Here is a 19,392-nt window from a genome sequence, read left to right on the forward strand (position 1 = left end):
TCGTGGCACCGCGCGTGGTAGTCGTCGAGGCCGACGGCGGGTCCCGGGGCAACCCCGGTCCGGCCGGCTACGGCGCGGTGGTGCGCGACGCGGAGACCGGCGAGGTGCTCGCCGAACGCTCCGAGTCCCTGGGTACGGCGACAAACAACGTCGCCGAGTACCAGGGGCTGATCGCCGGTCTGACGGCCGCCGCCGAGGTGGGTGCCGGCGAGGTGGACGTCCGGATGGACTCGAAGCTCGTGGTCGAGCAGATGTGCGGCCGGTGGCAGATCAAGCACCCCGGTCTGCGTCCGCTGGCCGCACAGGCGGCGACGCTCGTGGGCCGGTTCGACGCCGTCCGGTTCACCTGGATTCCCCGCGACCAGAACCGGCACGCCGACGCGCTCGCCAACGCCGCGATGGACGCCGCCGCAGGCCGCCCCACGCCCTCCGCCGCCAGCGCCCCGGCCTCGGCCAGCGCACCCGCCGGCGGCGCCGTGATCGGCAGCGACCCGGCGACCGCACCGGCGTCCTGGGAGCCGCGTCCGAGCTTCACCGCCACCCGGCTGGTACTGGTGCGCCACGGCGAGACCGAGTACACCGAGCAGGGCCGCTACTCCGGCCGGGGCGACGTGCCGCTCTCCGCGCGCGGCCGCGCCCAGGCCCGCGCCACCGCCGCCCGGGTCGCCGAGCTGGTCCCTTCCGTCGCGGCCGTGCTCAGCTCACCGCTGTCCCGGTGTACGTCCACGGCGGCGGCGATCGCCGGTGCGGTCGGTGACGTGCCGGTACGCACCGAGGACGACCTGATCGAGTGCGACTTCGGCCAGTGGGAGGGGCGTACCTTCGCCGAGGTGCGTCAGCAGTGGCCGGGGGAGATGGACGCCTGGCTCGCCTCACCCCGGATCGCTCCGCCGGGCGGTGAGTCGTTCACCCAGGTGGCCGAGCGCATCCGGCGGGTCGTCGGCGCGCTTCCCACGGCGTACCCCGCGGAGGCTGTGGTTGTCGTCTCCCACGTCTCGCCGATCAAGCTGGCGCTGCGCGATGCGCTCGCCGCCGGTGACGGTTTCCTACATCGGCTCTTTCTGGACGCGGCCGGCATCTCGGTGCTCGACATGTGGCCCGACGGTGGGATCGCGGTGCGGACGGTAAACGACACCGCACACCTCACCAAGATCGACTAATTCCCACCTATCGGGAGGGTTTTAGCTCCAGGGCTCCGACCAGGGCGGAAACCGTTGACAGTGGAGCTCCTGCGCCCCAAGATCGGTTTGTGCGAAGCGTTCACCTGACGAAGCGGGGTCACATCGACCTCCTGCGCGTCGCCAGCGCAGCCTGTCGACGCTCCATCTGACGCCGGGTCCACCCCTTTCTCGCACGCAGCAGGCGTACCCCCCTTCACCGTTGGTCTCCGGCCCAGCGGCGTGTCCGCCTGCGCGTACCTCCCGACAGGAGATCTGTCCATGTTGCTCAAGAGACGTCTGTCCCGCCTCACCGTGACGGTGGTGAGCACCGCGCTACTGGCCACCGTGGCCCTGACGAACCCGGCGTCCGCCAAACCGGGGCACTCGACCCCGGGGCATCCCGCGCCGAAGCACGGTGCCAACCACTCCGACGTCCGGGGCTACCCCCGGCAGAGCACCCTCCCGGTCTGGCCGGACAACCCGGCTGACGCCTCGATCGCGATCGGTGTCGTCCCCTACGACGAGATCGCGCCGAAGCTGAACGCCCTCCAGCGGGCCAGCAACCGGGTCTCCGCCCACGTCGCCGGCAAGTCCGCCGGTGGCTACGACCTGTACGTGGTCACCGTGACCGCGCCGGAGAGCCGCGCCGAGGCCCAGCAGCAGGAGACCTGGAAGCGGCTCATCGAGGACGACCCGGCACGGGCGCAGCGGGACCGCAAGCTGCTCGCCGGCTACAAGACCCCGCTGTTCGTCAACGGCAACCTGCACGGCAACGAGTGGGAGGGCACGGACGCCGCGCTGCGGGTCATCGAGGACCTCGCCACCGACCGCAGCCCCGAGGTGGCAGCGCTGCTCAAGCGCAACCGGCTGGTCTTCATCGTCACCGCGAACCCGGACGGACGGGTGGCCGGGACCCGGCCCAACTCGGCGGGTTACGACCTCAACCGTGACCTCACCATCGTCTCGCAGCCCGAGACCAGGATCATCCGTGACCTGATCATCGACACCAAGCCGATCATCACGCTGGACCTGCACGGATACGTCAACCCGACCCTGCTGCACCCCAGCACCCCGCCGCACAACGTCAACAACGAGTACGACCTGTACATCAAGCACGGCCTGCCGAACGCCCTGGCAATCGAGGAGGGCCTGCGCGGTCTGGGCTACCCCGAGACCCAGCAGGCGCGGATTCCGTTCCGTGACGACGAGCCGGGCGTGTGGGACGACTTCCCGCCGATCTACGTGCCGTCGTTCGCCATGCTCCAGAGCAGCATCCCGTACACCATCGAGGCGCCGCTGAACCCGCGCGGCACCAACCTCACGCCTGCCGAACGGGTTCGCCGCTCCGGCATCAACACCGACGTGCACGAGGTGGCGATCCGTACGTCGCTGCGCTACATCCAGGACCACCGCGCGCAGGTGCTGCACGACCAGGCCGAGGTCTACCGCCGTGGCCTCGCCGGTGAGCCGCTGCGCAACATCCCCGACGGCTACGTGCCGGGCTGGGGTCCGGAGGACAACTACAACACCACGTTCCCGCGCTCGTACGTCATCCCGACCGGCACCGGACAGCGCTCCGAGCCCGCCGCGGCCCGACTGGTCGACCTGCTTGTCGGCAGCGGCGGCCGGGTGTGGCAGGCGAAGAAGGCGTTCAAGGCCGACGGCAAGACCTACCCTGCCGGCTCGTACGTCGTCGACATGCACCAGCCCAAGCGTGGCCTGGTCAACTCGCTGCTCGAACCGGGCGCGGACATCACCGACCGGGTGGGCGACCTCTACGCCGGCCCGGCCGCCTGGAGCCAGGGCCTGACCTGGGGCGCCACTGTGGACACTCTGTGGAACACCCTCCCCGGGGTGCGTCTGGAGCGGGTCTACGACGCGCGTGCCGAGGGCACCCTGCCGGCCGGCAAGTCCGACCTGCGCCTGGACCTGCGCGACGCCGCCGACCTGCTCGCGGTGAACTCGCTGCTGGCCAAGAACGTCGCGGTCCACCGGCTCGCCGACGGATCGGTTGTCGTTCCGAACACCCCGGCCAACCTGAAGCTGGCCCGTGCCGAGGTGAAGGCTCACGGCGTGCGTTTCGAAGCGGCGCCGAAGGGTTGGCGGGGCACTCGGCTGGACCGGGTCGTGGTCGGCTACATCGGCACTGTCGAGGAGCGGGACACCCTCGCCGCCCTGGGCTTCGAGGCGCGTGCGGTGACCGCCGCGACGCTTGCCGGGACGCTGACGTCCGACGTCGACGTGCTGCTTGTCGCCAGCAACGTCAACCTGACGAACCTGACCGCCGAGAATCGGGCCGCCCTGGACGCCTTCCTGGCGCGCGGCGGCGGCGTGGTCGGCCTGGGCACCCCCGGGGCGTCCTTCGGCAACGGCACCGGGCTGCTGAGCGTGACTGCCACAGCGGCACCGAGCCTGGCCAGCGGCGTGGCCAACATCGTGAACAACGGCGGGCCGGTCACCACCTCGGCCATCCCGCACTCGTTCATCAGCCAGCCCGTCTGGTTCACCAACCTGGGCGCCAACGTCCAGGTCGAGCAGTCGTACGCCGCCGACCCGCTGCTGTCGGGTTGGTGGGCCACCGGCGGCGCCAACGGGCAGGCCGCTGCGGCAAACAACGCCAGCATCGTGCGGGCCGTCTCCACGGCAGGCAACGGCGTGGTGCTGTTCGGCACCGACCCGACGTTCCGCCTGCACCCCAAGGGCCTGCAGTCGCAGCTCGGTCGGGCGCTGCTCTGGGCGGCCCAGCGTTGAGTCTGATCGGGTGAGCTGACAGCCTGCCCACGTGGGGCCCGGGTGCGTTTCGCACCCGGGCCCCACGCCGTCTCCGGGGCGGCTCGGATCGGCCCGACACCGGGTACATCTGTCGATGCCGCTGGGCGCACTACGGACGCCGTTCGGCGCAGCACCGTCCATTCATCGACCGTGATGACGGTCACAGAGTCGTAGCCTCCGGCCGTTACATCGAGAGCCACGACTCCCCGGAGGTGTGTCAGATGGCTGTACCGGAACCGGATGCGCCCACCACGGCGCCCACGACGGCCCAGTCCAGGGCGAAGGACCACAGCCCCTGGAACTGGCTGCTCTTTGTGCCAATCGTGGTGCCGCTGATCCCGGCGTTCTTCAACGGCGACGCACCACGGATCTTCGGGTTCCCCCGCTACTACTGGCTGCAACTGACCTGGATCCTGCTCGGCGTGTCCACCACGACGTTCGTCTACCAGATGACGAAGAAGCGGAGGGTCCGGTGAGCGCGAGGAGTGAGCCGGGTTTGCGAGCCCCGCAGTCGCGAGCGTCGGGGATAGCGGTGAGCGCGAGGAGTGAGCCGGGTTTGCGAGCCCCGCAGTCGCGAGCGTCGGGGATAGCGGTGAGCGCGAGGAGTGAGCCGGGGTTGCGAGCCCCGCAGTCGCGCACGAAGGAGGTTCGCTGATGTGGCGCGACCATCTCACCGAGATCATCGTCTTCACTCTGCTGTTCCTGCTGGTCAGCGCCATGGGCTTCGTGGCAGCGCGCTGGCGGGCGCCGAAGGACATGGCGCACCTGGACGAGTGGGGTCTGGGCGGGCGCAGCTTCGGCGGCTGGATCACGTGGTTCCTGGTCGGCGGTGACCTCTACACCGCGTACACATTCGTGGCGGTGCCGGCGCTGATGTTCGGAGCCGGCGCGGCCGGGTTCTTCGCGGTGCCGTACACGATCGTCGTCTACCCGCTTGTCTTCCTGGTGCTGATCCGGCTCTGGTCGGTCTCGCACCGGCACGGGTTCGTGACGCCCGCCGACTTCGTCCGCAGGCGGTTCGACTCGCCGGTGCTGGCGCTGCTGATCGCGATCACCGGGATCGTGGCCACGATGCCGTACATCGCCCTGCAGTTGGTCGGCATCGAGGCGGTCCTCAAGACCATGGGCGTGACGGGGGAGAGCGCCCTGGCCCGGCACCTGCCGATCATCATCGCGTTCGCCATCCTGGCCGCGTACACCTATCAGTCGGGGCTGCGCGCGCCGGCGCTCATCGCGTTCGTCAAGGACAGCCTGATCTACATCGTGATTCTGGTGGCGGTCATCTACCTGCCGTACAAGCTGGGTGGTTGGGGCGACATCTTCGACGCGGCGGACGCGAAGTTCCAGGCGTCGCCGAACCCGAACGACGGCATCCTGCTCAACGGCAACAACCAGCTCCAGTACGTCACACTGGCGTTCGGTTCGGCGCTGGCGCTGTTCCTCTACCCGCACAGCATCACCGGTGTGCTGGCCAGTCGGAACCGCGACGTGATCAAGCGGAACATGTCGGCGCTGCCCGCGTACAGTCTGCTGCTCGGTCTGATCGCGCTGCTCGGCTACATGGCCATCGCGGCGGGGGTGAAGCCGCTGCCCGGGGCGACCGAGGGCAGCGTCGACAACAACACGATCGTGCCGCTGCTGTTCGACCAGCAGTTCCCGGACTGGTTCGCCGGGGTCGCCTACGCCGCCATCGGCATCGGCGCGCTGGTGCCGGCGGCCATCATGTCGATCGCGGCGGCGAACCTGTTCACCCGCAACATCTACAAGGAGTACCTGAAGCGGGACGCGACCGCCGCGCAGGAGGCGAACGTCTCGAAGATCACCTCACTGGTGGTCAAGGTGGGGGCTGTGGCCTGCATCGTCTTCCTCGACCCGCAGTTCTCCATCGACCTCCAGCTCATCGGCGGCGTGATCATCCTTCAGACGCTGCCGGCCGTGGCGCTGGGCCTCTACACGCGCTGGTTCCACCGGACGGCGCTGATCGCCGGCTGGGCCGCCGGCATGGGGCTCGGCATGTGGATGCTCTACCAGGTGGCCAGCCCGACCCGGAAGCACTTCGGCGGCTCGGCGTTCCCGCTGGAGAAGTTCGGCTTCGACACCCCCAAGACGATCTACGTGGGCATCGTGGCGGTACTTGTCAACCTGGCGGTAGCGGCCCTGTTGACGCTGATCCTGCGTGCTGCCAAGGCCCCCGAAGGCGTCGACGGAACAACCCCAGACGACTACTTCGCCGACGAGGGCGACCCCCGAGTAACCCCAGGCCCCACCTCCGAAGCCAACGCAGCCCGAGAACCAGTCGCCTAACCCCGCCCCGCCCGGCCCTGCCCGTCCCCGCCCCTTCCGTCCCGGTCGATCATGGAGTTGTGGTGCCTGGTTGACGGTGGTTCACGCCATTCGTCCCCCACCACAACTCCATGATCGACGGGAGCCTGCGGAGTGGACACCGTCACCCGTCGCTCGTGTGGACTGCGGCGGCACGGTCCACGCGGGATTGTGCTTCTGTGGTGTGCGGCGGCGGGTCGGCTGGCCCGATTCCTTGCAGGGCTAGGGTCAGCAGTTGATTCGCCTTGGCCGCGCCTGTCGGTTGCGCCGCTAGTGAGATGCCGTTGGCGAGAATCATCAGGTCGGCCATTGTGACGTCGGGCCGTACCGAACCGTCGGCGATCGCGCGGCGCAGCAGTGGCTCGCCGGCATCAATGAGCATCGTGCCGCAGGAGTCGGTCTCCTCGACGGGCTCGTTGAGGAGCGAATCCGCGAGGCCACGGGTCGTCGTCGCGTACGCGGTGACCTCGTGCAGCCAGGTCGTCAGGGCGTCGAGGGAGTCCGGCACGTCGCGCAGATCCCCGGCGCGCGCTGCGAGGTTGCGGACGCAGCCGCGGAAGACCGCCTGGAGCAGGGACCACCGGGTGGGGAAGCGCCGGTGCAGGGTCGCCGATCCCACCCCGGCGGCGCGGGCGATCTCCTCCAGCGAGGCGTACGCGCCATCACGGGCGATCGCCTCGGACGCCGCCTTGATGATCCGGTCGTAGTTGCGCTGCGCGTCGGCTCTCATGGTCCACCTTGCAAAGTGGGGTGGTCCCCCATATCGTAGCCGACGAGAAGTGGGGGGCCACCCCACTTGCTTTCTCAGGAGGCATCATGGCTGTTCTCGTCATCGGCGCGACGGGCAAGCAGGGCGGGGCAACGGCCCGGGCGCTGCTCGACCGTGGCGTTGCGGTCCGTGCTCTGGTCCGCGATCCCGGCACCGACAGCGCTCAGGCTCTGCGGGCTCTGGGCGCCGAACTGGTCACGGGCGACCTCGACGACGCGGAGTCGCTCGTCGCGGCAGCGGACGGGATGGACGGCCTCTTCTCCATCCCGTACCCCGATGTGACGAACATGCAGGGCGACGCCGAGGTGACCCGCGGTCGCAACGTCGTCGAGGCCGCCCGCAAGGCCGGTGTGTCGCACGTCGTGCACAGCAGCGTCTCGGGTGCCGGAGAGTTCCACCGCAACCAGCCCGGATGGGCCGAGGGTCGGTGGGACAGGAACTACTGGGAGAGCAAGGCGGCAATCGACGAGATGGTGCGCTCTGGTGGCTTCGCGCACTGGACCGTACTCAAGCCCTCGACCTTCATGGAGAACCTCGTCGGCTGGTCCTACCTGTTCGGCGACTGGTCCAGCGGCACGATCATCACCGGCTTCGCCGAGGACACGCGACTTCCGTGGATCGCCGTCGACGACATCGGGGAGGCCGCGGCGATCGCGTTCACCAACCCGGAGAAGTTCGGCGGCCTGGACGTCGAGCTGGCCGGTGACCTGCGCACAATGACCGAGGTCGCGGCCATCCTGAGTGAGGTCACCGGCCGGGAGGTCGCCGCACCCGTGCTCACCCCGCAGCAGGCCGTCGAGCGCGGTCTCCTGCCCGCCATGGTCAACGCGGTCGAGCAGATCAACGAGAACGGAAGCCCCGCCCGTCCGGAGCTGACCCGTGCCCTGGGCCTGCCCACCACCGACTTCCGTACCTGGGCGCGGCGGACGTTCTCCTGACTCTCCGCCAGCCGCAAAGCGTCACCAGGCGGGGCGAGAGCCGGCCCGAAAGCGGCGGCGGGTGCAGGAGCGGCGGCGGCGCCGGGATTCAGGAGCGGCGGCGCGGAGTGCGGCAGCGGCGGGCCGGGTTCACTAGCGGCGGCGGTTGCGGTTCACCAGGGCCTGGTTGAGGCGGCCCAGCAGGGTCGCCAGGGCGGTCTGGTCCTCGTCGCTCCAGTCGGCCAGGAGTTCGCCGTAGAGCCGGGTCCGCGCAGACCGCACCGCCGCCATCCGCTGGAGTCCGGCGGCCGTGGGGGAGATGACAGTCCCGCGGCCGTCGGACGGGTCCGGGGTACGCGTGATGAGCCCGTCGCGCTGGAGCGCTGACACCTGCCGGGTGACTGTCGAGCCGTCCAGGTTGAGCTGGGCGGCGAGCGCGGAGACGTTCTGCGGGCCGGCGGCGTCCAGGTGGCGCAGGATCACGTACGCCGCCCGGTCGAGCACCCGGTGCTCGGCGGTGCCGGTGGCCCGCCGGGTCGCCTCGCCGAACCGCATCAGGAGTGCGACCTCGGTTTCGATCCGGCCGAGGGTGCGCTCGTCGTCGTCGCTCATAGCTGTACGATACAGGATAAGTGTCTGTATCATACAGCTATCTGGGGAGTCGTAGTGGATCGGCGCACCGAACCGAACCGCAGTGCCATCTACGCCACCACACTGGTGGCCTTCCTCGCCATCGCCGGCATCGCCGTCGTCGACCCGATCCTGCCGGCCATCGGCGAGGCGATCGGAGTCACCGCCTGGCAGGTCGAGCTGCTGTTCACCGCGTACATCGCGGTCATGGCTCTCGGCATGATCCCGGCGACGCTCGCCAGCGGCCGGTTCGGGTTCAAGCCGGTGCTGATCACCGGCGTCTCCGTGGTCGGCGTCGCCGCGATCCTCGCCTCGCTCAGCGACAACATCGTGCAGCTCTCCGTGCTGCGCGGCGTCTGGGGGCTCGGCAACGCGATGTTCTTCGCCACCGCAATGGTGGTGCTGGTCAACCTGGCCGTCGACAGGGAATGGGCGGTCAGCCTCTTCGAAACCGCACTCGGTCTCGGCTTCGCCGTCGGCCCGCTGATCGGCGGCCTGCTCGGCCAGGTCAGCTGGCGGCTGCCGTTCTTCGTCTGCGGCGTGTTCATGGTCCTCGCCCTCGGCGTGGCAGCCCGCAAGCTGCGCGAGCCGACCACCCGCCAACCCTCGGTACGGCTCGGCCAGATCTTCGCCACCTACCGCCATCCGGCGTTCCTCGTGCTCTGCGTGGTGACCGGCACGTACAACTTCGTGTTCTTCGTGGTACTCGGCTACACGCCGCTCTTCCTCGGCCTGGACGTCGTCCCGCTGGGGTTGGCGTTCACCGGCTGGGGCCTCGGCCTGGCCGCCGGCATCCTGGTGATCGGCCACCGACTCGCCCACCGGATCGGCGCGGTGCAGACCGTCGGCGTGGCCATCGTCGGGCTGCTTGTCTGCATGGTCCTCTTCGCCACCTCGACAAGCACAGCCGAAGCGCTCGTGGTGCTGGTGCTCGCCGGGCTCTGCATGGGCCTGGCCAACGCCAACCTCACCGACCTGGCGCTCGGCCTCGGCTCCAGCGACCGCCGGGTCGCCACCGGCGCGTTCAACCTCGTCCGCTGGGGTGCCGCCGCGCCCGCGCCGATCATCTCCGGCAAGCTCGCCGAGCACTCGCTGTCGCTGCCGTACTGGGTCGGTTTCGGGGTGCTCGCCGTCGGCGTGCTCGTCTACCTGGCCTTCGCGCACGTGATGGCCGCCGGCTACGGCGAGCGGGTGCTCTGGGCCCGCTGGAACCGCGCCGCCGCCGACACCGAGCACGCCCCGGAGGAGCCGGTAGGCGAGGCGTACTGACGACGCCCGGGTCAGCTCAGGGCGCGCCACAGCAGGTAGAGGCCGATCGCCGTACCGAACACCACGATCAGCGTCTTGAGCACCACCGGCGGCAGCCGGCGGACGAGCCGCGCGCCGACGTACCCACCAATCAACGTGGCTGGCGCGACCACCGCGACGGCCGTCCAGTTCACCGGGCCGAACAGGGCGAAAACCACTAGCGTCGTGAGGCCGACCACCGCGGAGAGCAGATTCTTGATCGCGCTCACCCGTGCCAGGGTCGCGTCCAGCACCAGGGCCAGGCCGGCGACGAGCATCACTCCCAACGCCGCGCCGAAGTACCCGCCGTACACCGCGCCGACAGCGACCATCGTCTGCACCGCGACCGTCCGGCGGCGCGGCGACAAATCGCGGGGGTGACCGACCAGGCGGCGCAGCGGATCCTGGAAGGCCAGCACCGCTGTCGCGCCGAGGACGAGGAAGGGTACGACGACCTCGAACGCGCGGGCAGGCGTCGCCAGCAGCAGCAACGCCCCGGCGATCGTGCCGACCAGGGCGGTAGGCACGAGGGTCGCCAGCGCCCGAGGACGTGGCAGATCGGCCTTGCTGCCCGCCACGGCGGCCACGTAACCGGGGAACACGGCCACCGAGTTACTGACGTTCGCCGGCACCGGAGGCAACCCGGCCGCGATCATCGCCGGAAAGGTGATCAAAGAACCGCCACCGGCCACCGCGTTGACAGTGCCAGCGGCGAGACCGGCGGCGAGCAGCAGCGCGGCGTGAGGGAGATCCATAGCCCCCTGAGGCTAGTCCTTTCCCCCTGCGATCGATCCCCCGGACCGCCGGGCGCTGAGCTGCGCGATCCTGCCCAGACGGGGCGGCAATACCGGCGGACCGCGCGTCGTTAGGATGAGGGCGCGACGGACGAGTCGACCGGGCGGTCGCGTCGGCGGGCTCCGGCCCGCCGCCGAGGAACGTCCGGACTCCACAGGGCAGGGTGGTTGTTAACGGCAACCCGGGGCGACCCGCGGGACAGTGCCACAGAAAACAGACCGCCGACCCCCACGGGGGACGGTAAGGGTGAAACGGTGGGGTAAGAGCCCACCAGCACCCCGGGTGACCGGGGTGGCTCGGTAAACCCCACCCGGAGCAAGGCCAAGCAAGGGCCGTCACCGGAAGATGACGACCCGGCGCAGACGCTTGAGGGCTGCCCGCCCGATGTCTGCGGGTAGGCCGCTGGAGCCTGCCGGCAACGGCAGGCCGAGATGGATGGCCGCCGCCGGCGCAAACCCTTCGGGGTACGCGCCGCGCACAGAATCCGGCGTACAGGTCGACTCGTCCGTCGCCCACCAGCTCAGAGACCTGATCAAGGCTCTGAGCTGGTCGTTTATATGGTGTCGTTGGTTGACCTTGGTCATCGTTGGGTGGCGTTTGACGGCCTGGCCACGGCCTGGCGTCCGCGGGACAAGGACTTTGTCGCACACCGGTGGCAATCTGTACTGCGTGCGCATGACCGATGACACCGGGCGGGTACTGAACGCCGAATTCGCGGTGGAGCCAGATGGCCAGCGGCTTTCGGTGATCCTGGAAAGTGCTGGCGGCGTCACTGCCGTTGGCCTTGCTCGCAACTCCGACTACACCCCGGCCTTGGAACTGATTCTTGGGAGGCTGCGGACGTGGGGCGCTCTTCTGGTTGACGCCCTGGTCGACTCGCAGCGGACCGAGCAGCTGCCAGAGTCGGAGCGGAGGGTGCTGGATCGTTCCGTTCGGCTTTCAGACGTCGAGGACCTGAGCCGGCAGGGTCGCATCGGTCAGGCACCCGGGGCGCAGAAGGCGGGCAACAACCGCAAGCGGTTGCGGCTACGGGTGGAGGTCCCGGGATACGGCGTGACGGACGCTGCCCGCCTCGCTGCCGACCTAGCCAAAGGAGTCCCGGCCGGCTCGGCTACGCCCCGACCGTCCAGTCCCTTGCCGGCGCCCCGCCGAGCGGGAGAACCAGGCGTGGTGCGTCTCAACGAGTGGTGGCGTGACGATCCTGCCGAGTGCTACTGGCTGGAGATCACAGATCGGGACGACATCGGCGCGAACGTCCAGGCGTTGCAGCGCGACGGCAGCGGGCGGGAGAACTGGTCATACGCGCTGGTGACGGCGCTCCGGCCGGGTGACATCGTCCTGCACTGGCATAAGACGAAGCATCAGGCGCCAGGCATCGTCGGCTACTCACGAGCCGTTGAGGGACCGTTCGAGGACGAGCTTGTATGGCAGGCTCGCGGGACCTATGGCCAGAGCCGGCCGGCGAACCACGAGCCGCAACCGTCCTGGCGGTACGAGCTGACCGGCTACACCCCGCTGCCCGCACCCGTTGACCAGACGGCCTTTCAGTACGCGGAGACAGCCCTCCGCCAGATCAAGCAGAAGCTCGACGCGACGTATCAGGGTCCGCTGTACTTCCCGTTCGCCTTCTACGCGAGCCGTCCAGTGCGAGTAATGCAGGCGTATCTGGTGAAGCTGCCTGTGGCGATTCTCGATGCCGTTCCGGAGCTGGCCGCCGTACCGCGAGTCCATGCCTCGCGACCTGCGCGCACTGCACCCCGGCCAGCCGGCAGCCCTACCCGGAAAGCGCGCTCTCGTGGCGGCTCGGGGTACATCGCCGACCCCGTTCTAAGGCAGGCCCTGGAACGACACGCAGTCGACCGAGCCGCCGCCTTGTACGACGGCTATGACATCGAAGAGATGGGCAAGCCCTACGACCTGCGAGCCGTGAAGGGCGACCAGGAGCTGCACATCGAGGTCAAAGGTTCGTCAGGTACCGCGGACACGGTGGAGCTGACGAAGAACGAGGTACACCACGCGTACGACGCGGAAACTCATCTCGTGGTCGTCGACCAGATCCAGTGGTCGCGAGACCCGAACGGCGAGATCGTGACTAGCGGCGGACGGGTACGGCGCTGGACCTCTTGGACGCCGCACGACGACCGCCTGGAGGCGATCCGCTACCGCTACCGACTGCCCACGGCAGACGCAGAGCTGCCGGACCTGGCCGGTCCTGCGCCAGGACCGACCGCGGCGCGAGATGCGTGATTCGGTGGCAAGCCAGTCCCGGGTTTGGACTGGTGCGGCAGTCGGAAGCCCCAACCCACCACCAGGGCCGCCCTCTCCGGCTTCCGTCACGGCCTTCCGGAAACCGCAGTGCGGCGGATCTGCCCAGCATGGGGGCGGTGTCCCGGCGGCTGTCGGTGGCTCACCGCCCCGGCGCCGCAGGCGGCCGGGGCGGCTTGCCGCCGGCCGGGCTTGCCGCCCGCACCGCGCGAAGCGCGGTGCCTTGATCCTCTAAGAGCACAATTCGGCAGCTCGATCAAGGGTGTGTGGGCGCCTCGCTCGTGTGCGCGGCCCGGCGGCCGCGCGGAGTGATCAAAGCGGAACATCATCGGACGCAGAGCTTTAGGTAATCTACCGCTTTCATAGTTTCGGGGGTGCCGTGAGAGAAGTACGGGTAGTCGTTCCAGTCCGGCCTTGGAAAGCCCGTGCTTGGAGCGCCTTCATGCCGCAGCAATCCTTAAGGCGCGTAGCTGCTCGCAAGATCACAAAGGCGCAACGTGAACTCGGTCTTAGAACCCGCAAACGTAGCAAAATGGGCAGATTGTGGGAGATCTGTTCCCTGCCCTACGTCTTACCCATTCTCGCACCGCTGTTGGCGATTGCCATTTCACTGCTTGAGCCTGCCTTGGGATCGCAATGGCGGATTGCAGCGCCGTTCCCAGTTTTTTCAAAAGCTGAGAGTTCACGCGAATTCCTGGGCCTCCTCTGGCAGGTGGAGGGCTCAATCTTGGCCCTTGTGACGGCTGTTGTCCTGTTTGCTTTCGAAGGGTTGACGCGTTCACGGCCGGGAGTTCCAATTTGGGAGTATGCGGGACGATCTGGCCTGGCGCAGTATCTAATGCTTGGAGGGGCGGGCCTTTCCGCTATTCCTGTCAGCCTATTTTGGCCGAAGGAAATTCCGCCGCTGGCGGCAGCTCACTTTGCGGCTACAGTGAGTGTGCTCGGAATAGTTGCGCTGCCGTTTTTTGTATATAACGCGATGCGTCTTATTGATGCAAATTGGCTGCGCAGTCAGCGCCTAGCGGACGTTCATTTGACAGTCACTCAGCTAGTTCGTGAGGAAGCCATCGAGCGTGTGGCACTCAACGAACTCCACGAGCGGGTCAAGGATCTAAAAGTGGAGATACGAAACGTGCTTCCGCGTGAGGGCGGAAGGGTGTGCCAAGAGGCAGCCTCCACAGCGACGTTATACGACATTAATTTACGTCGGCTAATCATGATTGCGAAGCAAAGCAGATCAACACTTACAATTCGCGCTGCGATTGGTGATGTAGTGGCGCAGGGTACGCCCTTGCTGGTGTCTGAGGGATCTGCAGAGAGTGTGCAATTCCAGCCAATCTTTATACTCTCCCGAGGTGGGAGAGTAGACCGAATGGGCAAGCTGCTCTCGCAAGTTAAGGAGGAAGGCTTCGAATCCTTACGCTCGGAGTCGTCCTCGGCCATCGCAGCCGTCGTGGACTCATATACGGAACTGTGGCTAGCGTGGCCACGTGCTTGGGCTGCATATGGGCAGCGGCTTGCGGGCGGTTTCATTAACCAAGGAAAGCTATTCCGGCTGACCCCGCTAGACGAATTGCGCTCTGACCTGTGGTCATTGCTCGATACTGCCATCGAGCGCGGGCTTCGTGAGCAGGCGAACGCACTAATAGGAATTATTTACCGCGTGGGGAGCGAGGCGATCGAGCTTGACGCGCCGGACATCCTGGGGGGAATAACCGGCCTTGCGAGATCTCAACTGCGCCCCACAGGCGGGGCCGCCTCGCCGTTCTTCGAGGTTACGAATGATCGTCTAGTTCGTATGCAAGTGGAACTGTGCAGATATCACGCAGTCCCAAGGCTGGAGGACAACCGTCGCAGCGTTCCGGAAAGGCGACAGGCTGCGGAGTGCGTGTCTGTACTCTTCGAAGCTATCGCTGAGTGCTTGAAGATCGCACTAGATAACCGCGACGGTGCGCTCTTCGATGGATTCGACAGAGAATTCTGTCGGTTGCTCGATTTTTGGGAGATTGAGCCGGATGAGTATCTCTCCAAGCGGGCGTTGGAGGATCGGCTATTCGCCGAGAAAGCGTCAATTGCTGAGGATGAGGCTCGGGATAGCCTTGAGCTTCATGTAATTCAGCGCGAACTTATGGATCTCCGGTCTATGCTTCGGCTCTCGCTGCTGGGTTGGGCGTTACATAACGTTACCAAGAAGGCGCTGGATGAAGGGACATTAAAGTCACTTCTCCGAGTTGCCCGAACTTTTACGGAGCTTGAAGACCTGGTCCGAATCGTCGATGCTGCCCTACAGCTGCGGCGTGGCCGGTTGGATGACTGGGTCATGTCGTCGCTACCCTCCAATGAGGTTCACGCTATTGATGGAGAGGGACCGCTCTTTCTTGCGGTCGCGTTGGTGCTGTTCATTTCTCCGAGAGCGACTATTATCCCGCCAGCTCCGTGGCTTTTTGAGCAGCGTGTCCAGCGCTTAAAAAGTGCCATGACGGTTCTTGCTGAAGACGGAGAACTCCTGGCGGCAGCAGGGATTGACCGGCAGAAGTCAGCAGACCTGGTAATTCGCCTTAGTGCGGCGCTAGATCAGTCGCTCGTCGCCCAAGCGGAGATAGAGCGTGCGGAGCTTATCGACCAACCGCTCGACCTAGCGAAGGTCGAGGAGTTCAAGGCGAAGGTGTTGGAGGGCTGGACCACGGCGCGTGTGTTGCCGGAGTTTTTGGAAGTAGGTGGTGTTTCCTTATCTCGTCGTCCCATCGAAAGTTGGGCCGACAGGAGGTTTGGCTTCGGCCCGCGCTTCGAGAATAAGTTATTGTTCGTCACGCCCTCGAAGATGATCGGGTTGGACCATCATGCACGCGAATATGGACGCCGTCTGGCACGGGCGGAATTTGATGCAGTGATTTCCAAAATTCAAACAGCATCGCCGAAGCTAAGAGGGAAGGGCAAAGTCCGCGACAGGGTGTCTCAGGCGATTGAGCAGATATCTGCGGAGGGGTATTCAGCTTCGGTCATGATCGTGCCTCGGGACCACAAATTGTTAATCGCTTTAGGACTAGCTCCCGAGTGGCGGCGACGCTTTCGAACTAACGGTTTCAAGCGCTCGGTAGCTGGGGAGTTCCTCGGCCTCACGGTCATAGAGGCGCATGAGTTTGAGGCGAATCGAGTATGCGTTCTGGATTTTGCCGCGTTCTTGAGGGTTTATGAATCGGCTGAGGCGGAAGGCTCGGACGTGGTGTGCAAGGTTGAAGCGATCGACGAGGTGAAAGCGGCTGAGATCTTAGCTGGATGGACGAAGCGTAAGCAGTATGATCCTCAGCATCACATGAGCGAGGAAGATATGCGCGCCAACGTGGGCGTGAACATTTACCGCCACTTCGAGGTGGAGGTTGTCGCTCCTAGGGCATCCAGGCTGGTTTGGATTCCGCCTTCGCTGGTAGCCAAGGCAAACAGCTCGGCAGCGGCGGAATGAGCATTTAGTCACACCACGTGTCGCAAGTTGACCCTGCACGTGTGCGAGCCGCTAGCGGTGACGGACGGCAGGGAGTCGCCGTGCTGCTCAAGGCTGCCGGCTGGGGGCAGCGCGACCTTCCCGCGTTGCCTCTTCCAACTGCCGGTGGCAGGTGAGCGCCGACCGGCTTCCCTGTCCCGTGGCGTTACGGCCGCTCGGCGACCTTGGCGACGAACGCGGCCCAGGCTGTCGAGGCGAAGGTCAGTGCCGGTCCGGTGACATCTTTCGAGTCACGGACGGCCACAACACCGGGCAGGTTGCTCGCCACCTCGACGCAGTTGCCACCGCTCGCGCCGCTGCGGGTGGACTTGCGCCACCGGGCGTTACTGAGGTCCATGATGGCTCTCAACTTCCTTCAGCAGGTCGATGGACTGCCGGCGTGGTAGCGCCTCGTTCCGGACGCTCTCCCACCTTGCCTGAAGCGTAGCCACCTCATCGTCCTTGTCGACGACGTCCCCGCCAAGCTGGTTTTCGAGGTGTCCGACCCACACGCCGACGCTGGATCGGGCCAGCGCGAACGGCCCGGACAGCCCGATGTGTAGGCCGCTGGCTATCGGAATGATGTGGACGTGCACGTGCGGTAGCTCGGCCATCGCGACCAGGTGGGCGACCTGTTGGGCCATGATCCCGCCGAGTCCGTCACCGGTGCGCCGTATCGCGGCTTCGTCCAACACGGCGACAAATTGTGGCCTGCGTTCTCCGGTCAGGATCGCTTGTCGGCTCATGCGGCTCTCGACGCGCTGCTCGACCTCGTCATCGGTGAGGCTTTCGACTGTTCGCAGGACGGTGCGGGCGTAGTGCTCCACCTGTAGTAGGCCGGGGATCAGGTTCGGCTCGAAGTAGCGGAGCTGCGTCGCCCCGCGCTCCGCGTCCAACCAGGGCAGGAACCACGACGGGGCACCGAACTTCGTCGCCAGGCGTTCGAACAGTCCGCCGTTGGTCAACGCTCGATCAGCGCTCTTGATGAAGTCCATCGTCAACGCTCGCGTGCCGCCTTCAACGGCGCTGACGTGGGAGGCGCTGAAGCCGGCAGCGCGGCCAAACGCCTCTTGCGTCATCCCGGAAGCGCCACGGGCGCGGCGGATCTCGCCAACGATGAACGCCGACAAGGGACCTGGGACATCAGCCACGCAACGCTCCTCAAATCGGAGATCGACTACCCGTGGCGCCACACGCCGGGCACCTGTCCTGCCAGCTCAGCCCGGACCTCGCGAGCACCTTCCGAGCGTAGTGGCCTCCACAGCAGAGTGTCACCAGGCAGCGGCTGGCGGGGACCACGACACCGGCGACCGCGTCCGTACCGAAGCCGCACAGCACTCGAAGTTGCGGCCCTTTCCCGACGGCACCAGGGGGAGCACTGTGCCCGGCGACGAGCATGAGAGCAGAAGACCAACATCCGCGACTGATGAGTCCGGAAGCCCCGAGCAGTGATCGGGACGATGAAGGCCGGCGACGTGATCCTGCTGACCACCGCCGCGAGCGTGCAGTTCCTGCACCCGATCTTCGTGCGCGTCATCCGTGAGCTGCCCGAGCGGCACACGTACGACGGATGGGTGTGGGTTGAGGGCTACGAGCTGGACGCCGCCGGCGACGCGGTGGCGCGGCGGGAGTTGTTCGTGATGCGCGCGGGAGTGCGGTTGCTGGCCCTGCCCGCCGTACCGTCGGGGCCTGTGAAGCGCCGGCCCGCCCGGCGGGGTCCGGTGCGGGTCGGATGACCCGGCCTCGTCCGCACCTGCCGATGCGCCCGGCGTGGTTGTGCCGCACCTGCGCCGCGCCCTGGCCGTGCGGCCCGGCTCAACTCGACCTCATGATCGAGTTCCACGGCCACTCGATCGCGCTGACGTTCTATCTGGCAGCGTCGATGCGCGAGGCGATCGACGATGTGTACGGCCTGGGGCTGCGGCCGGACCTGCCCGCCATGCACGCCAGGTTCCTCGGGTGGTTGTCTCCGGTCCGACGGCCTCGGCGGTCAGCAGCGGGGGACGTTGAGGGGAGCGGCGCCGGCGAGCGCTTCGACGGTCGCTGTTGGTGCGACCGGTTCGGACGGGGTCGGCAAGGGCGCGATGCTGGGGGACGGCGGAGCTGAAGGTAAAGGTGAACTGCTGGGGGTGGGGGAGGCGAGCACGGCCGTGCTGCGTTGGACCTGTTTCGTGACCATCCGGATGGTGGTGGCTGTCGCCTGGCGTCCGTACACGTCGGTAACCCTGATGCTGTAGGCCCCGGGGCCGAGCCCGCCCTCGACGGTCCAGTAGTTGTCGCTCTGGCGGGCGGCCTTGCGGAAGCCGCCGCCCGGCCCCTTCGCCTCGACCGAGCGGAGCGGATTTCCGTGGTTGCCGACTTGCACGGCGAACCACCACTGGGAGGCGCCGCCCTTGATCCGGAAGGTGAGCCCTCCGTCGAGCGGCGGGTTCACCACCGCCCGGTACGTCACCTGCGCGATGCCCTGCGTCCGGTCAGCTATCTTCGCGAACGCCTCGTCGGAGAGGTCGATCTTGCCGGGCCCGCATCCGCCGCACTGGTCCATCACCATGACCCGGACGGTGCCCTTCGGGCCGGTCACGTCCAGGTAGCTGCCGCAGGCCGCGGCCCCGGAGTACGCCGACGAGCCGAGGGCCACGTAGAGCCGGTCCGCGGGTGGGGCCGGGAAGGAGCAGTTGCCGCCCGAGCGGCCTGCGTCGTAGAAGCTGGCCTTTGCCTTGTGGACGGTGTTTCCGGTGGGTGGCGCGGCGCAGGCCGGGGTGGCGCCGCCACGTACGGCGAGGGTGATGCCGAGTACGGCCGCCAAGGCGGTGATTCCGGCTCCGGCCAACAAGTGTCTGGCCCGCCCACGCCACCGGCGCGTGCCGTTGATGCCGGCCGGGATGTCGTCGTTGGGGTCCGGGTCTGGCACCGTCATGACGCCTGATGCTGCCGCAGTGCCCTGCGGCAGCGCAAGATCATCGAGCGGACCGTCACCTGCCGCGCCGACGGGATCGC

At 67.2% G+C, this 19,392-nt stretch carries 16 protein-coding genes and 1 other RNA gene; 11 read left to right on the forward strand and 6 right to left on the reverse strand.

Features of this window, described 5'->3' with window-relative positions; translation table 11 throughout:
• Nucleotides 1-2: 2 nt before the first annotated feature.
• The 5 genes from ADK66_RS07625 (at nt 3) to mctP (ending at nt 6,236) form a co-directional block, all read left to right on the forward strand.
• Nucleotides 3-1,160: a bifunctional RNase H/acid phosphatase gene (locus ADK66_RS07625; RefSeq protein WP_053653197.1), complete on the forward strand. Its 1,158-nt coding sequence runs from the start codon at nt 3-5 to the stop codon at nt 1,158-1,160.
• An 89-nt stretch (nt 1,161-1,249) separates the two neighbouring features.
• Nucleotides 1,250-1,330, forward strand: a complete 81-nt coding sequence (locus tag ADK66_RS32665) for a putative leader peptide (protein ID WP_350874228.1) — start codon at nt 1,250-1,252, stop codon at nt 1,328-1,330.
• Nucleotides 1,331-1,439: 109 nt separating this feature from the next.
• The gene (locus ADK66_RS07630) at nt 1,440-3,911 is read left to right on the forward strand and encodes a M14 family zinc carboxypeptidase (RefSeq protein ID WP_053653198.1); all 2,472 of its coding nucleotides are present in this window, start codon (nt 1,440-1,442) and stop codon (nt 3,909-3,911) included.
• 242 nt (nt 3,912-4,153) lie between these two features.
• A complete protein-coding gene (locus tag ADK66_RS07635; protein WP_053653199.1) occupies nt 4,154-4,408 on the forward strand; it encodes a DUF3311 domain-containing protein in 255 nt (84 codons plus the stop codon).
• Nucleotides 4,409-4,586: 178 nt separating this feature from the next.
• Nucleotides 4,587-6,236 (forward strand): monocarboxylate uptake permease MctP, encoded by a 1,650-nt coding sequence (mctP, locus tag ADK66_RS07640; protein WP_053653200.1) that lies wholly within the window; start codon nt 4,587-4,589, stop codon nt 6,234-6,236.
• A gap of 142 nt (nt 6,237-6,378) precedes the next feature.
• Here the strand turns inward: mctP and ADK66_RS07645 are convergent, their stop codons facing one another.
• Nucleotides 6,379-6,984 (reverse strand): TetR/AcrR family transcriptional regulator, encoded by a 606-nt coding sequence (locus ADK66_RS07645; protein WP_082377297.1) that lies wholly within the window; start codon nt 6,982-6,984, stop codon nt 6,379-6,381.
• Nucleotides 6,985-7,070: 86 nt separating this feature from the next.
• Between ADK66_RS07645 and ADK66_RS07650 the strand changes: the two genes are divergently transcribed.
• Entirely contained in the window at nt 7,071-7,961 is an 891-nt protein-coding gene (locus ADK66_RS07650) for an NmrA/HSCARG family protein (RefSeq protein WP_053653201.1), read from the forward strand.
• Nucleotides 7,962-8,093: 132 nt separating this feature from the next.
• Here the strand turns inward: ADK66_RS07650 and ADK66_RS07655 are convergent, their stop codons facing one another.
• Complete coding sequence (locus tag ADK66_RS07655; RefSeq protein WP_053653202.1) at nt 8,094-8,552, reverse strand: MarR family winged helix-turn-helix transcriptional regulator; 459 nt, start codon at nt 8,550-8,552, stop codon at nt 8,094-8,096.
• A 54-nt stretch (nt 8,553-8,606) separates the two neighbouring features.
• Between ADK66_RS07655 and ADK66_RS07660 the strand changes: the two genes are divergently transcribed.
• On the forward strand, nt 8,607-9,839 hold the full coding sequence (locus ADK66_RS07660; RefSeq protein ID WP_053653203.1) for an MFS transporter: 1,233 nt from the start codon (nt 8,607-8,609) through the stop codon (nt 9,837-9,839).
• Between the two features lie 11 nt (nt 9,840-9,850).
• Here the strand turns inward: ADK66_RS07660 and ADK66_RS07665 are convergent, their stop codons facing one another.
• Nucleotides 9,851-10,612, reverse strand: a complete 762-nt coding sequence (locus ADK66_RS07665; RefSeq protein ID WP_053653204.1) for a sulfite exporter TauE/SafE family protein — start codon at nt 10,610-10,612, stop codon at nt 9,851-9,853.
• 131 nt (nt 10,613-10,743) lie between these two features.
• On the opposite strand from ADK66_RS07665, the gene rnpB reads away from it, so the two are divergent.
• The 3 genes from rnpB to ADK66_RS31365 all read left to right on the forward strand — a co-directional run bounded on the left by rnpB (nt 10,744) and on the right by ADK66_RS31365 (nt 16,377).
• Nucleotides 10,744-11,160, forward strand: an RNA gene (rnpB, locus tag ADK66_RS07975) — RNase P RNA component class A.
• 167 nt (nt 11,161-11,327) lie between these two features.
• Nucleotides 11,328-12,899 (forward strand): protein NO VEIN domain-containing protein, encoded by a 1,572-nt coding sequence (locus ADK66_RS07670; protein ID WP_231639954.1) that lies wholly within the window; start codon nt 11,328-11,330, stop codon nt 12,897-12,899.
• Between the two features lie 460 nt (nt 12,900-13,359).
• Nucleotides 13,360-16,377, forward strand: a complete 3,018-nt coding sequence (locus ADK66_RS31365; protein WP_157552319.1) for a hypothetical protein — start codon at nt 13,360-13,362, stop codon at nt 16,375-16,377.
• A gap of 184 nt (nt 16,378-16,561) precedes the next feature.
• Here ADK66_RS31365 and ADK66_RS07675 read toward each other — a convergent pair whose 3' ends face one another.
• Nucleotides 16,562-16,753: a DUF397 domain-containing protein gene (locus ADK66_RS07675; RefSeq protein ID WP_053653206.1), complete on the reverse strand. Its 192-nt coding sequence runs from the start codon at nt 16,751-16,753 to the stop codon at nt 16,562-16,564.
• Nucleotides 16,740-17,546 (reverse strand): helix-turn-helix transcriptional regulator, encoded by an 807-nt coding sequence (locus ADK66_RS07680; RefSeq protein WP_053653207.1) that lies wholly within the window; start codon nt 17,544-17,546, stop codon nt 16,740-16,742. The genes ADK66_RS07675 and ADK66_RS07680 overlap by 14 nt, the downstream gene beginning before the upstream one ends.
• 309 nt (nt 17,547-17,855) lie before the next feature.
• On the opposite strand from ADK66_RS07680, the gene ADK66_RS07685 reads away from it, so the two are divergent.
• Nucleotides 17,856-18,131, forward strand: a complete 276-nt coding sequence (locus ADK66_RS07685) for a hypothetical protein (protein WP_053653263.1) — start codon at nt 17,856-17,858, stop codon at nt 18,129-18,131.
• Between the two features lie 254 nt (nt 18,132-18,385).
• On the opposite strand, the gene ADK66_RS07690 is transcribed toward ADK66_RS07685, so the two are convergent.
• Nucleotides 18,386-19,312 carry an expansin EXLX1 family cellulose-binding protein gene (locus ADK66_RS07690; protein WP_053653208.1) on the reverse strand — a complete coding sequence of 309 codons (927 nt, stop codon included), beginning with the start codon at nt 19,310-19,312 and terminating at the stop codon, nt 18,386-18,388.
• Between the last annotated feature and the right edge of the window lie 80 nt (nt 19,313-19,392).

Origin of the sequence: Micromonospora sp. NRRL B-16802 (assembly GCF_001279555.1) — a bacterium.
In the GTDB taxonomy this organism is placed as follows: Bacteria; Actinomycetota; Actinomycetes; order Mycobacteriales; family Micromonosporaceae; genus Micromonospora; species Micromonospora profundi.

Bases quoted from the DNA above. Each gene is read 5' to 3' on its own strand.
- ADK66_RS07655 (WP_053653202.1), bottom strand. From the start codon at position 8,552: ATGAGCGACGACGACGAGCGCACCCTCGGCCGGATCGAAACCGAGGTC.
- mctP (WP_053653200.1), top strand. From the start codon at position 4,587: ATGTGGCGCGACCATCTCACCGAGATCATCGTCTTCACTCTGCTGTTC.
- ADK66_RS07670 (WP_231639954.1), top strand. From the start codon at position 11,328: ATGACCGATGACACCGGGCGGGTACTGAACGCCGAATTCGCGGTGGAG.
- ADK66_RS31365 (WP_157552319.1), top strand. From the start codon at position 13,360: ATGCCGCAGCAATCCTTAAGGCGCGTAGCTGCTCGCAAGATCACAAAG.
- ADK66_RS07650 (WP_053653201.1), top strand. From the start codon at position 7,071: ATGGCTGTTCTCGTCATCGGCGCGACGGGCAAGCAGGGCGGGGCAACG.
- ADK66_RS07675 (WP_053653206.1), bottom strand. From the start codon at position 16,753: ATGGACCTCAGTAACGCCCGGTGGCGCAAGTCCACCCGCAGCGGCGCG.
- ADK66_RS07635 (WP_053653199.1), top strand. From the start codon at position 4,154: ATGGCTGTACCGGAACCGGATGCGCCCACCACGGCGCCCACGACGGCC.
- ADK66_RS07690 (WP_053653208.1), bottom strand. From the start codon at position 19,312: ATGACGGTGCCAGACCCGGACCCCAACGACGACATCCCGGCCGGCATC.
- ADK66_RS07685 (WP_053653263.1), top strand. From the start codon at position 17,856: ATGAAGGCCGGCGACGTGATCCTGCTGACCACCGCCGCGAGCGTGCAG.
- ADK66_RS07630 (WP_053653198.1), top strand. From the start codon at position 1,440: ATGTTGCTCAAGAGACGTCTGTCCCGCCTCACCGTGACGGTGGTGAGC.
- ADK66_RS07645 (WP_082377297.1), bottom strand. From the start codon at position 6,984: ATGAGAGCCGACGCGCAGCGCAACTACGACCGGATCATCAAGGCGGCG.
- ADK66_RS07665 (WP_053653204.1), bottom strand. From the start codon at position 10,612: ATGGATCTCCCTCACGCCGCGCTGCTGCTCGCCGCCGGTCTCGCCGCT.